Source organism: Saccharopolyspora erythraea NRRL 2338, from assembly GCF_000062885.1.
GTDB lineage: Bacteria > Actinomycetota > Actinomycetes > Mycobacteriales > Pseudonocardiaceae > Saccharopolyspora_D > Saccharopolyspora_D erythraea.
This window is the reverse complement of record NC_009142.1, coordinates 7,327,952-7,342,019: the sequence shown is the minus strand read 5'-3', so window position 1 is coordinate 7,342,019 and position 14,068 is coordinate 7,327,952. Positions and strand designations below refer to the sequence as shown.

14 protein-coding genes are annotated in these 14,068 nt (G+C 72.0%); 11 read left to right on the top strand and 3 right to left on the bottom strand.

Annotated elements, in window-relative coordinates; translation table 11 throughout:
* Positions 1 to 798, bottom strand: coding sequence for a purine-nucleoside phosphorylase (locus SACE_RS31490; RefSeq protein WP_009945070.1), 798 nt, complete (start codon positions 796 to 798; stop codon positions 1 to 3).
* Between the two features lie 188 nt (positions 799 to 986).
* Positions 987 to 2,657 (bottom strand): serine/threonine-protein kinase, encoded by a 1,671-nt coding sequence (locus SACE_RS31485; protein ID WP_011875074.1) that lies wholly within the window; start codon positions 2,655 to 2,657, stop codon positions 987 to 989.
* A gap of 513 nt (positions 2,658 to 3,170) precedes the next feature.
* On the opposite strand from SACE_RS31485, the gene mbhE reads away from it, so the two are divergent.
* The 7 genes from mbhE to mnhG are packed head-to-tail and all read left to right on the top strand — an operon-like array spanning position 3,171 to position 9,134.
* Complete coding sequence (mbhE, locus tag SACE_RS31480) at positions 3,171 to 5,495, top strand: hydrogen gas-evolving membrane-bound hydrogenase subunit E (protein ID WP_009945073.1); 2,325 nt, start codon at positions 3,171 to 3,173, stop codon at positions 5,493 to 5,495.
* Positions 5,492 to 6,037 carry an MnhB domain-containing protein gene (locus SACE_RS31475; protein WP_009945075.1) on the top strand — a complete coding sequence of 182 codons (546 nt, stop codon included), beginning with the start codon at positions 5,492 to 5,494 and terminating at the stop codon, positions 6,035 to 6,037. Before mbhE ends, SACE_RS31475 begins: the two co-directional genes overlap by 4 nt.
* A complete protein-coding gene (locus tag SACE_RS31470; RefSeq protein ID WP_009945076.1) occupies positions 6,034 to 6,447 on the top strand; it encodes a Na(+)/H(+) antiporter subunit C in 414 nt (137 codons plus the stop codon). Before SACE_RS31475 ends, SACE_RS31470 begins: the two co-directional genes overlap by 4 nt.
* Positions 6,444 to 7,979, top strand: a complete 1,536-nt coding sequence (locus SACE_RS31465; RefSeq protein ID WP_009945077.1) for a Na+/H+ antiporter subunit D — start codon at positions 6,444 to 6,446, stop codon at positions 7,977 to 7,979. The genes SACE_RS31470 and SACE_RS31465 overlap by 4 nt, the downstream gene beginning before the upstream one ends.
* Positions 7,972 to 8,517, top strand: coding sequence for a Na+/H+ antiporter subunit E (locus SACE_RS31460; protein ID WP_081468278.1), 546 nt, complete (start codon positions 7,972 to 7,974; stop codon positions 8,515 to 8,517). The genes SACE_RS31465 and SACE_RS31460 overlap by 8 nt, the downstream gene beginning before the upstream one ends.
* A 3-nt stretch (positions 8,518 to 8,520) precedes the next feature.
* The gene (locus tag SACE_RS31455) at positions 8,521 to 8,787 is read left to right on the top strand and encodes an MrpF/PhaF family protein (RefSeq protein WP_009945080.1); all 267 of its coding nucleotides are present in this window, start codon (positions 8,521 to 8,523) and stop codon (positions 8,785 to 8,787) included.
* A complete protein-coding gene (mnhG, locus tag SACE_RS31450; RefSeq protein ID WP_009945081.1) occupies positions 8,784 to 9,134 on the top strand; it encodes a monovalent cation/H(+) antiporter subunit G in 351 nt (116 codons plus the stop codon). The genes SACE_RS31455 and mnhG overlap by 4 nt, the downstream gene beginning before the upstream one ends.
* Before the next feature lie 12 nt (positions 9,135 to 9,146).
* On the opposite strand, the gene SACE_RS31445 is transcribed toward mnhG, so the two are convergent.
* A complete protein-coding gene (locus SACE_RS31445) occupies positions 9,147 to 9,449 on the bottom strand; it encodes a hypothetical protein (protein ID WP_009945082.1) in 303 nt (100 codons plus the stop codon).
* A gap of 128 nt (positions 9,450 to 9,577) precedes the next feature.
* Here SACE_RS31445 and SACE_RS31440 point away from each other — a divergent pair, with 128 nt between their 5' ends.
* From SACE_RS31440 to SACE_RS31425, 4 genes are all read left to right on the top strand, one after another.
* The gene (locus SACE_RS31440; protein ID WP_009945084.1) at positions 9,578 to 10,507 is read left to right on the top strand and encodes an aminoglycoside phosphotransferase family protein; all 930 of its coding nucleotides are present in this window, start codon (positions 9,578 to 9,580) and stop codon (positions 10,505 to 10,507) included.
* 273 nt (positions 10,508 to 10,780) lie between these two features.
* Positions 10,781 to 11,080, top strand: a complete 300-nt coding sequence (locus tag SACE_RS31435) for a hypothetical protein (RefSeq protein ID WP_011875072.1) — start codon at positions 10,781 to 10,783, stop codon at positions 11,078 to 11,080.
* A gap of 356 nt (positions 11,081 to 11,436) precedes the next feature.
* Positions 11,437 to 12,687, top strand: coding sequence for an amidohydrolase (locus tag SACE_RS31430; RefSeq protein WP_372491250.1), 1,251 nt, complete (start codon positions 11,437 to 11,439; stop codon positions 12,685 to 12,687).
* Positions 12,684 to 14,036: a M20 family metallopeptidase gene (locus tag SACE_RS31425; protein WP_029621496.1), complete on the top strand. Its 1,353-nt coding sequence runs from the start codon at positions 12,684 to 12,686 to the stop codon at positions 14,034 to 14,036. Before SACE_RS31430 ends, SACE_RS31425 begins: the two co-directional genes overlap by 4 nt.
* Positions 14,037 to 14,068: the final 32 nt, after the last annotated feature.

The following is a 14,068-nucleotide window of genomic DNA, read 5'->3' as shown; positions in this document are numbered from 1 at the left end:
TCAGGCCCGTTCCACCAGCGCCCGCAGCAGCCCGCCCATCCGGCTCGCCGCCGCCCGGCCCGCGTCGAGCACCTCCTGGTGGCTCAGCGGCTCACCGCTGAGACCGGCCGCCAGGTTCGTCACCAGCGACAGGCCGAAGACCTCGGCGCCCGCGGCGCGGGCGGCGATCGCCTCCAGCACGGTGGACATGCCGACCAGGTCGACGCCGAGCCCGCGCAGCATGCGGATCTCGGCGGGCGTCTCGAAGTGCGGGCCCGGCAGCCCCGCGTAGACCCCCTCCTCGAGCGTGGAGTCGATCTCGCGGGCGATGTCGCGCAGTCGCGGGGAGTACAGGTCGGTCAGGTCGACGAAGTCCGCGCCCACCAGCGGCGACCGCGCCGTCATGTTGACGTGGTCGCTGATCAGCACCGGCTGCCCGACGAACATGCCCTCGCGCAGGCCGCCGGCCGCGTTGGTCAGCACGACCGTCCGGCACCCCGCCGCGGCGGCGGTGCGCACCCCGTGCGCGACCGGCTCGACGCCCTTGCCCTCGTACATGTGGGTGCGCCCGAGCATCACCAGCACGTGCTTGCCCGCGACCGGCACCGACCACACCTTCCCGCTGTGGCCGATGGCGCTGGGCGGGGCGAAGCCGGGCAGGTCGGACATGTGCATCTCGGTCTCGGGAGCACCGATCTCCTCGGCCGCGGGCTGCCAGCCCGAGCCGAGCACCACTGCCATGTCGTGCCGCTGGATGCCGGTGGCGTCGGCGATCGCCGAGGCCGCCGCGTGCGCGTCGGTGGTAGTCGTAGCCGTCACGGTGCAGAGCTTAGTGGCGCGCGCGGTGCGGGGAATGCGGTGTTCACCCCGCTCGCGCGGGCGAACGGGCATGCGCGCGGAAGGCCGTACGGACTCCGGGTGTACGGGTGAACGCGGCGTCCGTCCGGCGCAGCACGCGGTCGCTGCACAGGGGAAGCTGTGTCCACAGTGAACTGACGGCGGTCCCGCTAGGAGAAGCGGCGGAAGGTTGGCACCACGGTGTCGAACAGCTCCTGGCCCTTCGCGGCGGCCTCCGCGGGGACGGTCACCCGCACCAGCCACAGGTCGTCGCCGCTCGGGATCAGCCTCGCCACCGTCGAGCGGCTCAGCCTGCCCTGCCCGCCGGTCAGCGGGACCTCCACCGAGGTGTAGTTCAGCCGCCGCTCGCCAGCGCCCGCCGGCTCGGCCACGTCGGAGTGCAGGGTGAACAGGCCCTTGGAGCCCGCCGCCATCTCCGGCAGCGCCGCCAGGTAGTCGTCCACGTCGTGGCCACCGCGGAAGAAGCCGCCGAAGCGTTCCACGGCGACCTCCCTCCTGCCGTCGGGCGAGACGAACGACACCGCCTTGCTGTTGGTCAGCTCGTCGTGTTCGCCCTGGAAGACCGCCCAGTTCTCGGCCACGGTGATCTCGAAGGCACCGGTGCCCGAGTCCGACGAGTGCTGCGTGTCGAGCCGGACCGGGACGAGTTCCGGGGCCGGCCGTTGCGCCGGCGGCACGGGCAGCACGGTGTCCCCGGCGAGCGTGCGGGCGGCGGCGAAGCCGCCCGCCAGCGCGAGGGTGAAGACCACGACCGAGGCCAGGCCCAGCGCGGTGGCCGCCAGCGGCGAACGGCGCCGCGCCGCCGGCGGCGGGTCCTTGAGCATGAAAGGCAGCACGCCCGGGTCGCTCGCCAGCGGCGCGGGCGCGGGCTCGCGCTCGGTTTCCTGGCGGCGCGGCACGGACTGCGCGGGACGCCGCACCCGGACCGTCGGCGCCTCCGGGTCGAGCAGCATCGCGAACGGGCGCGCCCCCGGCTCCGGCATCAGGTGCCGCATCCGGCGGCGGACCTCGGTCAGCGACATCCGCTCGGCGGGGTCCTTGACCATCAGGCCCGCGATCACCTCGCCGACCGGTCCCGGCCGGGCGCTGGAGGGCACCGGCCCGCGCACCACCTCGGTGACCGTGGCGACCGGGTCGTCGCCGGCGTCGTAGGGCGGCCTGCCCTCCGCGGCGGCGAACAGGGTGGCGCCCAGCCCCCACAGGTCGGCCGAGGCGGTGACGCCGTCGCCGGAGGCGATCTCCGGCGCGATGAACGCCGGGGTGCCGAGCATGATCCCGGTCCGGGTGATCGTCTGCTCGGAGATGTTGCGGGAGATGCCGAAGTCGCTGAGCTTGATCCGCCCGTCGTCGCCGATCAGCACGTTGCCGGGCTTGACGTCGCGGTGCACGATCCCGGCCCGGTGCGCGGCCTCCAGCGCCGAGGCGACGCCGTCGGCGATCAGCGCGAGCTGGTGGTCGTCGAGCGGCCCGTGCTCGTCGAGGACCGCGGCCAGGCTCTGCGAGGGCACCAGCTCCATCACCACGAACGGCTCGCCCGCCTCGCGGGCGACGTCGTAGAGCGTCACGACGTTGGGGTGGGTGACAACCGCGATGGCCCGCGCCTCGCGCAGCGCGCGTTCGCGCAGCTCGGCGGCCTCCTCCTCCGGCATGCCCGGGGGCAGCCGCACCTCCTTGACCGCGACCGGCCTGCGCAGCAGCTCGTCGATGGCGGACCACACGGTGCCCATCGCGCCGCCGCCGAGCCGGCTTTCCAGGCGGTATCGGTCGGCGATGATCCGGCCCGCGCCGGCGAGGGTCGTGTCGTCGTCTGGAATGGGCACGCCGACATTCTCCACGGGCCACCCGGGCCGCTGTGGCGAAACCCGCAAGGTCGGCGAGGGTGAGCTGATGCCGTCGCTCACCCGGAAAGCCGTCTTGATCACGAGGAGTGATCAAGGTGTGCTCGGTTGGCAGGGACCGCGTTACCGGTAGTGAACTTTCCCACGCCCCCTCCGGCGCCCCGTGACCCGCGCAACCGCGAAAGGTCATTTCGCCGCAACGAAAAAACGGCTCTGACCGGCCTGGATTTCACCGCGAGAGCAATCACGGGGAATTGGCCCCGACTGGGGCGTTTCGGATAACTTGGCGCTGATCGGACCGTGCTGACCGTCTGGCCCGAGCCTTCTCAGCCGACACCCGCGTGCCGGCGTCGAACGTCGCCACGGAAACCGATGCGGTGAAGTGGATCGACACTCGTTGTCACGGTGCGCCCGAGGTGGCGGTGGCGAACAATCCCGGTGCCGGGTGTTGGTGGGTCGCGTTCGCCGTACTGCCCGCCGCCTGAGGAGGTGCCCTTGCTCGCGTTCGTCATCGTGCACCTGCTGGTCGCCCTCGCACTCGTGTTCGTCGCCCGCCGCAACACCCGCGCCGCCTTCCTCGTCGCGGCCGTGCCGCCCGCCGCGGCGCTGGGCTGGGTGCTGGCGAAGTCCGGGCCGGTGCTCTCCGGCCAGGCGATCGACGAGGTGGTCGAGTGGGCACCGGCGATCGGCCTGGAGCTGGCCTTCCGGCTGGACGCGCTGGGCGTGCTGATGACGGTCCTGGTCGCGGGCATCGGGGCGCTCGTGCTGGTCTACTCGGCCTGGTACTTCCAGCGGGACAGCGGTGACGCGCGGCGCTCCGGCCCGCTGCTGCTCACCTTCGCCGCCGCGATGCTCGGGCTGGTGCTGGCCGACGACCTGATCACCGTCTACGTCTTCTGGGAACTGACGACCATCTGCTCGTTCCTGCTGGTCGGGCAGGCCGGCGTGAGCCGGGAGTCGCGGCGTTCGGCGATGCAGGCGCTGATGATCACCAGCCTCGGCGGCCTGGTCATGCTGCTCGGTTTCGTCGTGCTCGGCGAGGCGGCCGGCACCTTCCGGATCTCGGCGCTGGTCGCGCACCCGCCCGCCGGACCCCAGGTCGCGGTGGCCGCCGTGCTGATCCTGGTCGGCGCGTTCACCAAGTCCGCGCAGATCCCGTTCCACAACTGGCTGCCCGCGGCGATGGTCGCCCCGACGCCGATCAGCGCCTACCTGCACGCCGCTTCGATGGTCAAGGCGGGCGTGTTCCTGGTCGCCCGGCTCGCGCCGGTCTTCGTCGGGGTCGTGCAGTGGTGGCTGCCCACCGTGCTGTTCGGTCTGGCCACCATGCTCGTCGGCGGCTGGCGGGCGATGTTCGAGACCGACCTGAAGAAGCTGCTCGCCTACGGCACGGTCAGCCAGCTCGGCTTCATCATGGTGCTGGTCGGCGCCGGAACGCCGACCGCGGCCATGGCCGGCGCCACGATGCTGCTGGCCCACGGCATGTTCAAAGGGACGCTGTTCCTGGTCGTCGGCATCGTCGACCACAACGCGGGCACGCGCGACGTCCGGGAGCTCTCCGGTCTGGGCCGAAAGGTGCCCTGGGTGAACGGCGTCGCCTGGCTGGCGGCGGTGTCGATGGCCGGTGTGCCGCCTACGCTGGGCTTCCTCGGCAAGGAGGCCGCCTTCACCGCCTACCTCCGCCACGAATGGGTGCTGGCCGGACTGGTCGCCGGTTCGATGCTGACCGTCGCCTACACCGCGAGGCTGCTGTGGGGCGCGTTCTCCACCAAGCCAGGTGTCGCGCCGACCGAGGTCAAGCCGGTCGGGCCGGGGCTGCTGCTGCCGACCGCGGTGCCCGCGGTCGTCGGTGTGGTGCTCGGCGTGGTCTACGGGGTGCCCGACTACCTCGCCGCCACCTACGCGTCACAGCTCGGCAACACCACCTACCACCTCGCGCTGTGGCACGGCGTGAACGTGGTGCTGGTGTGCACCGCGCTCGCGCTGGTCGGCGGCGCGCTGCTGCACGTGGTGCGCTTCCGGCTGGCCGCGTTCCGCCGCGACCTGCCCAGACCGCTGGACGCCCAGCGCGGCTACGAGCGGGTGATGGGGCTGCTCGAGCGGGTCGCGGTCGGCGTGACCGGCCGCCTGCAGGTCGGTTCGCTGCCCACCTACGTCGGCATCATCCTGCTGACCGTCCTCGCCGTCCCGGGCACGGCGCTGGTGCTGAACTCCAGCGTCCCCGAGGACCTGCGGTTCTTCGACAACCTGCTCCAGGTGCCGCTGGCGATCGTGGTCGTCGTCGCGGCCGTCGCGGCGCTGCGCTCGCACCGCAGGCTCACCGCGGTGCTCATGGTCGGCGTCGTCGGCTACGGCATCGGCGGGCTGTTCATCGTCGACGGCGGGCCCGACCTCGCGCTGGCGCAGTTCCTGGTCGAGACGCTGACGCTGGTCGCGTTCGTCTTCGTGCTGCGCAGGCTGCCCGCCCACTTCTCAACCGGGGAAACGACGCTGCGGCTGCCGAAGATGCTCATCGCCGCGGCGGCCGGGACCTTCATCGCCTTCGCCGCGCTGATCTTCAGCTCGGCCCGCCAGGTCCCGCCGATCAGCCACTCCTACCTCGCGCAGGCCGAGGAGGGCGCCGGGGCCACCAACGTCGTCAACTCGATCATCGTCGACTTCCGCGCGTTCGACACCGTCGGCGAGATCTCGGTGCTCGCAGTGGCCGCGACCGGCGTGGCGAGCCTGATCCTGGCCTCGCGCTTCGAGCGGCGCAAACGCAGCACCCGCGCCACAGCGGTCGTCCGGCAGCCGAAGCAGAAGGAGGAGGTGCGCGATTGAGCCCCGACACCAAGACCCGGTCCTGGATCGGGTGGGACGCCCCGCGCGAGCGGTTCCTGCTGACCGGATTCCTGCGGCCCGGCCAGGAGCGCACCGTGCTGCTGGAGCTCACCGCGCGCATCGCGTTCCCGACCGTCCTCGTGCTGTCGCTGTATCTGCTGTTCGCCGGGCACGACCGGGCGGGCGGCGGCTTCAGCGGCGGACTGGTCGCCGGCCAGGCGTTCGTGCTGCGCTACCTGGCGGGCGGGCGGCTCGACGACAGCTCCACGGTGCCGCTGCGGCCACCGGTGCTGATCGGCATCGGCCTGACCATCGCCACCGTCACCAGCTTCGTGCCGCTGCTGGCAGGCGGGCAGGTGCTGGAGAGCGCCATCTACAAGTTCACCCTGCCGCTGCTGGGCCAGATCAAGCTGGTCACCAGCGTCGTGCTCGACACCGGGGTGTACCTGCTGATCGTCGGCGTGGTGCTGGACCTGCTGCGGACGCTGGGCTCGGGCATCGAGGCCGACGTCGACGCCGCGGCGAGGGAGCAGGCGCGATGACGATCAACCTGACGATGGCCTTCGTGCTCGCCGTGCTGTACTCGGCGGGCTTCTACCTGATCATGCAGCGCTCGCTGATGCGGATCCTGATCGGCATCGTGATCCTCGGCCACGGCGCCAACCTGATGCTGCAGACAGTCGGCGGCCCGCCGGGCAAGGCGCCGATGCTCTTGGTCGCACCCCCCGGCGAGATGACCGACCCGCTGCCGCAGGCGCTGGCCCTGACAGCGATCGTGATCACCTTCGCGCTGACCACCTTCCTGCTCGCGCTGGCCTACCGGTCCTGGATGCTGCTCGGCCACGACGAGGTCCAGGACGACGTCGAGGACCGCCGGATCATGCGCCTGGAGCGCAGGCTCGCCGAGTCCGAGGAGGCCGAGGAGGAGCTCGAGGAGGAGGTGAGCAGGTGACCGTGCTGGTGGCTCTGCCCGTGCTGCTGCCGCTGGCCGCGGCCGCGCTCTCGCTCGCGCTCGGCCGCTTCGCCGACGTGCAGCGGGTGATCGGCATCGTCGTGCTCGGCGCGATCATCGCCGACGCCGGCGTGCTGCTGCACCTCGCCGACGCGCACGGGCCGCTGGTGCTGCAGATGGGCGGCTGGCCCGCCCCGATCGGCATCAGCCTCGTCGCCGACCGGCTGTCGGCCCTGCTGCTGCTGGTGTCGTCGGTGGTCACCTTCGCGGTGCTGATCTACTCGATCGGGCAGCGCGTGGCCGACTACGGCCGGGAACGCTCCAGCACCACGTTCCACCCGATGTACCTGATGCTGTGCGCGGGCGTGTCGCTGGCATACCTGACGGGCGACCTGTTCAACCTCTTCGTCGCGTTCGAGATCATGCTGTCGTCGTCGTACGTGCTGATCACCCGGCGCACGACGAGCCAGCGCATCCGGGCGGGGATGACCTACACCATCGTCAGCCTGGTCTCCTCGCTGCTGTTCATCACGATGATCGCGCTGGTCTACGCCTCGACGGGCACGATCAACCTGGCCGACCTGGGCGCCAAGGCCGACGCGCTGCCCGACGGCCTGACGGTCGCGCTCGGCCTGCTGGTGGTGATCGTCTTCGGCGTCAAGGCCGCGATGGTGCCGCTGCACTTCTGGCTGCCCGACAGCTACCCGACCGCGCCCGCCCCGGTCACGGCCGTGTTCGCCGGCCTGCTGACCAAGGTCGGCATCTACGCGCTGATCCGCACCCAGACCCTGGTGTTCCACCACCACGAGAGCTGGAAGCTGATGCTGGGCATCGCGCTGATCACCATGATCGTCGGCGCGCTGGGCGCCCTGGCGCAGAACGACCTCAACCGGATGCTGTCGTTCCTGCTGGTCAGCCACATCGGCTACATGCTGTTCGGGCTCGGCGTCTACGACGTGGCCGGCCTGACCGGCGTGATCCTCTACGTGGTGCACCACATCACCGTGCAGGCGACGCTGTTCCTGGTCAGCGGTCTGATCACGCGGCACACCGGCACGGTGGCGCTGAGCCGGATGGGCGGGCTGGCCAAGGCCGCACCGCTGGTCGCCGTGCTGTTCGCGCTGCCCGCGCTGAGCCTGGCGGGCGTGCCGCCGTTCTCCGGCTTCGTCGCCAAGCTCGCGCTCCTGGAGGCCGGCGTCGGCGCCGGCACCACCGCGGCGTTCGCCGTCACCGCGGGCGCGGTGCTGACCAGCCTGCTGACCCTCTACGCCATGGCGAGGGTCTGGACCCGCGCCTTCTGGGGCCAGGTCCGCGCCCCCGAGCCGGACCCGGACCCGACCGACGAGCTCGTCGTCGGCACCGGCACCTCGTCACCGCCGATGGTCGTCGCGACCGGGGTGCTGGTCGCCTCCAGCGTGGCGATCGCGGTGCTCGCCGGGCCGCTGGCCGCCATCAGCGAACGCGCCGCGACCGACCTCATGCACGGCGAGACGTACCGGACGGCGGTGCTGGGAGGTGTCGCGCATGAGTAGGCGCAAGCGGGTGCTGCGGCGCCTGCCGCTGCTGCTCTGGCTGACGCTGGTGTGGGTGATGCTCTGGGGCACCCTCGACGCGGGCACGGTGTTCTTCGGCCTGATCGTGGCGCTGCTGGTGACGGCGGTGTTCCCGATGCCGCCGATCACCACCAACATCGTCGTCCGGCCGCACCGGCTGGCCCACCTGGTGCTGTACCTGGCGTGGGACCTGCTGATCTCCACGGCCAGGGTCGCGTGGCAGGCGGTGCGCTACGGCCCCAACGCCAAGGCGGGCATCGTCGCGGTGACGATGCTGACCGACTCCGACCACCTGACCGCGATGGTGGCCAACGGGGTTTCGCTGGCCCCGGGCAAGTTCGTCATGCAGATCGACCGCGCCAACCGCATCTGCTACGTCTACGCGCTCGGCATGGGCGAGCACGACGCCGAGTCGGTGCGCCGCGACGTGCTGAGCCTCGAGGCCAAGGTGGTGCGGGCCGTGGGCTCGCCCGCCGAGGTGGCGATGGTCGAGGCGCACCCGAAGGCGGAGGGCTGAGCGATGTCCGTTGTTTTCGCGATCACCTTCGCGCTGCTGGCGGTCGCCGGGCTGCTGGTGATCGTCCGGCTGCTGCGGGGCAGGACCACGCTCGACCGGATCGTCGCGGTCGACGTGTTCGTCACGCTGATCGTCGCCTCCGCCTGCGTCGGGATGGGCTACCTGCAGGACGCCTCGAACATCGCACTGCTGCTGGCGTTCGCGCTGCTGGCGTTCATCGGCTCGGTGAGCGCGGCGCGGCTGGTGGAGCGGAAGGAGCCGTACCGGTGAACTGGATCGACGTGGTCTCGGCCGTTCTGATGATCGGCGGCGCGCTGTCGTGCCTGCTCGGCGCGATCGGCCTGCTGAGCTTCCCGGACGTGGCCGCCCGCCTGCAGGCCGCGACCAAGCCGCAGACGCTCGGGCTGATCCTGGTGCTGATCGGTGCCGCGCTCCAGCTCGGCTTCCCGGAGGCGCTGGCGCTGGCGCTGGTTGGCCTGTTCCAGATGCTCACCGCGCCGATCGTCGCCCAGCTCGTCGGACGTGCCGCCTACCGGGCCGACAGCATCCGCCGCGACACGCTGGTGATCGACGAGCTCGGCGAACGGCTCGACCGCGAGCGCGGCTCCGCGAGCTGAGCCCGGCCCGCCTCAGTCGGCCACCACCCGGTCCGGGATCGGCGGGGCGGCGCGGGCGCGTTCGAGCAGGGCGCGGACGGCGTTGACGGCATCGGGATCGCGGTCGGCCAGCCAGGTCAGCGTCGCCTGGTCCCGGGTGTCGAGGTCGAGCCCCGCCAGCGGGGCGCGCAGCAGCGCCAGGTTCGTCCGGCAGCGACGGCTGCGGGCCTCCGCGGCGATCAGCTGCCCGTCGTGGTCCGGAGTCATCGACTCCAGCAGACTGCGTCGCCTGAGCACGGACGGCATCTCTGCGAGCGGTTCGTGGGACCGGTTCATGCGGACTCCTTGCTGTGCAACACCAGGATGACCGCGCGTCGTTCACTCGAAAGGGAACAAAGTCCCGGCGGCGAGGCCCTGACCTCGGTATCCGCGCCACACGAGCGGATTCGGGCAGACTCGGCACGGTGGACGACCTCCTGCCGCCCGACCTCCCGATCTTCGCCGAGATGCGGCACGACGACTCGCAGCGCGAGTGGCTGACCCGCCTGCCCGGGATGATCGCGGAGCTGCGCGACCGCTGGTCGCTCGACCTCGGCGACCCCGTCCATGGCGGGAGCTGCTCGTGGGTCGCTCCCGCGTCGCCGCCGGACGGCACCCTCGCCGTCCTGAAGATCACCTGGCCGCACCGCGAGATGGAGGGGGAGGCGCAAGCCCTGCGCCTGTGGGACGGCGTCGGCGCGGTGCGCCTGCTCCACCACGCCCCGGACCTCTCCGCGCTGCTGGTGGAGCGCTGCGAGCCCGGCACCGAGCTGGCCGAGCACGACGGCGTGCCGGAGGAGCTGTTGACCACCGCCGCGAGTGCCCTGCGCGAGCTCTGGCGCCCGCCGGCCGCGGATTCGGGGTTCGAACGGGTCACAGACGTCGCCGCCGAGTGGGCCGACGAGGTGGAGGACCGCATGCGGCGGCACCGGCCCGCCGTCGACCCGGGACTGGTCGCGCTGGGAGCGGGCCTGCTGCGCGAGCTGCCGCGCACGGCCGAACGCGAGGTCGTCGTGCACGGCGACTTCAACCCGGGCAACCTGCTGGCCGCGCACCGCGACGGCGGCTGGCTGGCGATCGACCCCAAGCCGATGATCGGCGACCCGGCCTACGACCCGTGGCCGCTGCTGGAGCAGATCGACGACCCCTTCGAGCACGACGACCCCGACCTGCTGCTCAAGGAGCGGTTCGCGTTGGTGGCCGACGTCCTCGGCGAGGACGTCCGGCGCCTGCAGGCGTGGTCGGTCGCCCGCCAGGTCGAGACGGCCCTGTGGTGCGTCGAGCACGGCGAGGCCGAGGACGGCGCCGAGGTGATGGACTGCGCACGGGTCGTCGCCGACCTCGCCGGCCTGTGACCGGACCCGGACGCCCGGCGGTGTTCGGCACCGGATGTTCGTCACCGACCCTTGTGCGGCCTTCCGTCCGGCACACGCCATCATGGTCGGGCCTTGGTGGGGGCCAGGCGGCACGTGCGGGCGAGATGCTGCCCGCCGGCCACTGCGACGTTCCGGGGTAAGTCGGACGCATCGAGTTACGGGCGCGCCCGCATATGATCAAATGAACCGGTAAGGGTGACCACGTCGGGGTGACCCGGCAACGCTGTGCTTGGGGAAGGGTGTGCTGCCATCATGTCGCGGACAGCCCATGCGCTCGCAGTCCTCGTGATCGGCTGCCTCTTCGTCCTGGCGCCTTCGGCGGTCGCTGCCGACGCGGGCCACGCCGTTCCCGCAGGCCATGCCGTCCTCGCCCAGGCTCCCGCCCCGCCGCCGGGCCCGGCCCAGCAACCGGGACAGCAGGGCCCCCAGCAGCTGCCGGAACGCCAGCGCCTGGCGATCGGCGTGACCGGAGCGGTCATCCTCGGCCTGGTCTTCGTCTCCCGGAAAGTGCGCGGCAAGCCGGTGTTCTTCGTGCAGTGGAAGAAGAAGTGAAACGGCGAAAAGAGTCCGAGCGGTCTGTTTTCACGACATTCTTTCGGAAGATTTCCGGCATGGACTAGACCTGGCGGCGAACCTGTGGGATTTTCACAACCGAGCGTGAGCGGCTGGCGAACCCGTCGGCCTGCTCCGCGAACAACGTGCGAGTAGCTGGGGCATGAGCCCCCACAGACGTGGGTCGGCACCGGGAAGCCCCCCGACCGGTGCCGACCCACACCCTGCCGTCCGGATGCTTTCTTCAGTCGCGCCGAATCGTTTTCGGCCGCTCGCCGCAGGACCCGTACCGGTGGGCTTCTCAGGACGTGGTCGACCCCGCGCGAAGCGTTCCCGTCGTGCAGGATGGGCCGCAAATGAGTACTGGTCCCAACCACCGAGATGACGCTCGTACCGACTCGTTGCGCGCCACCTGCCATCGCACCGTGCAGCGCGCCGAGCAGGAGCTGACGGCGCTCTCGCGCTCCATCCACGCCGAGCCCGAGCTCGCGTTCGCCGAGCACCGCAGCGCCGCCAAGATCGCCGAGCTGATGCGCTCGCACGGCTTCGACCTGCGACTTCCGGTGGCCGGCCTGGACACCGCGTTCGTCGCCGAGTACGGCACCGGAGACCTGGTCGTCGGGGTGTGCGCCGAGTACGACGCGCTGCCGGAGGTCGGTCACGCCTGCGGGCACAACATCATCGCGGCAGCCGGCGCCGGAGCGGCCCTCGCGCTGGCCGCGGTCGCCGACGACCTCGGCATCACCGTCCGGCTGATCGGCACCCCGGCCGAGGAGACCGGCGGCGGCAAGGTGCTGATGCTGGAGCGCGGCGTGTTCGACGACGTGGCGCTGGCCATGATGGTGCACCCCGGCCCCGAGGAGGTGTGCCGACCGGGTTCGCTGGCGATCACCGACCTCGAGGTCCGCTACTCGGGCCGGGCGGCGCACGCCGCGGCGGCCCCGGACCTGGGCGTCAACGCCGCCGACGCGATCACCGTCGCCCAGGTCGCCATCGGCCTGCTGCGCCAGCACCTCGAGCCGCGGCAGATGGTGCACGGTATCGTTACCGCAGGTGGCGCGGCGCCGAACATCGTGCCCGCGGCCACCGCGGCGGTCTACAACCTGCGTGCCGCCGAATCGCACTCCTTGCAGCGCTTGGAGAACCGCATTCGAGCCTGCTTCGAGGCGGGTGCGACCGCGACCGGGTGCACCGCCGAGGTCGTGCAGGTGTCGCCGGTGTACGCCGAGCTGGACACCGACGAATGGCTGTCGGAGGCGTACCGGGCGGCGATCACCGAACTCGGGCGCGAACCGCTCGACCGGTCCGCGGAACGGGACCGCGTCATCGGCAGCACCGACATGGGCAACGTCACCAGGCGGCTGCCCGCGATCCATCCGATGATCGCGGTGGACTGCGGTTCGGCGGTCAACCACCAGGCGGAGTTCGCCGCGGCCTGCGCGTCGCCCTCGGCCGACCGCGCGGTGGTCGACGCGGCGGTGGCGATGGCGTGGACCGCCGTGGCCGCCGCGACCGACCCGGACCAGCGGGTCCGGTTGCTGGCCGCGGTGCAGGGGCGGCCGGGTGCTTCAACAGAAGAGTTCTTCGCGTCGGGAGGCGTGGCGTGACGGTAGTGGATTCGGATCCAGGGCAGTTCCCGAACGGGCGTCCCGCGGTGCCGGGGGACGGCTGGGACACCGCCGAGCGGGTCGCGGTGCTCGACGGGCCGACCACCGGCATCGGCAGCACCATGTCCACCGTGGGGTCCAGTGTGGAATCCGCGGTTGAGGACATCGGTGCGGGGCACGGACCGGCCTGGCTGGACGCCTGGATCGAGGACAACGCGCACCGGGTGGTCGCGTGGCGCCGGCACATCCACGCCCACCCCGAGCTCTCCCGCGCCGAGCACCGGACCACGGCCTTCCTCTCCGACCGGCTCGCCCGCGCCGGCCTCAACCCCAAGCTGCTGCCCGTCGGCACCGGGCTCATCTGCGACATCGGCCCCGACACCGCCGAGCGCACCGTCGCGCTGCGCGCCGACATCGACGCCCTGCCGCTGACCGAGGCGACCGGCCTGCCGTATTCCTCCACAGTGGATGGTGTCGCGCACGCCTGCGGGCACGACGCGCACACCACGATCCTGCTCGGCGCGGCGTCGGCGCTGGCCGAGGCGCCGGAGCTGCCCGGGCGGGTGCGGCTGATCTTCCAGCCCGCGGAGGAGGTCATGCCCGGCGGGGCCCTCGACGTGCTCAACGCCGGCGGCCTGGAAGGCGTGGACAGCATCTACGGCCTGCACTGCGACCCGCGCCTGCCGGTCGGCAGGATCGGCACCCGGGTGGGCCCGATCACCTCGGCGAGCGACCTCATCGAGCTGCGGCTGACCTCGCCGGGCGGGCACACCTCCCGGCCGCACCTGACCGCCGACCTGGTGCACGCGCTCGGCACGGTCATCACCGGCCTGCCGACCCTGCTGTCGCGCCGGATCGACCCGCGCACCGGCACCGTGCTGGCGTGGGGCGCGGTGCACGCGGGCGAGGCCGCCAACGCCATTCCGCAGGACGGCGTGCTCACGGGCACCCTGCGCACCGGCGACCGGGACACCTGGGCGGAGCTGGAACCGCTGATCCACGAGCTCGTGCACAGCCTGCTGGCGCCGCTGGGCGTCGGGTTCGACCTGCACCACCGCCGCGGTGTGCCGCCGGTCGTCAACGACGCGGCGAGCACCGAGATCATGCGCGAGGGCATCACCGCCGCCCTCGGCGAGCAGGCCCTGACCGGGACCCCGCAGTCCTCCGGAGGTGAGGACTTCGGCTGGTACCTGGAGCACGTGCCCGGCTCGTTCGCCCGGCTCGGCGTGCACTCGAACGTCGTGCGGCCCAAGGACCTGCACCAGCCGACCTTCGAGCTCGACGAGCGCGCCCTGCTGGTCGGAGTCCGGGCCATGGTGGGAACGGCCCTGCGGGCTCTGGAGAACTGACGCCGTCGCGTTCGTCCCAGCGCGGGGCTGGC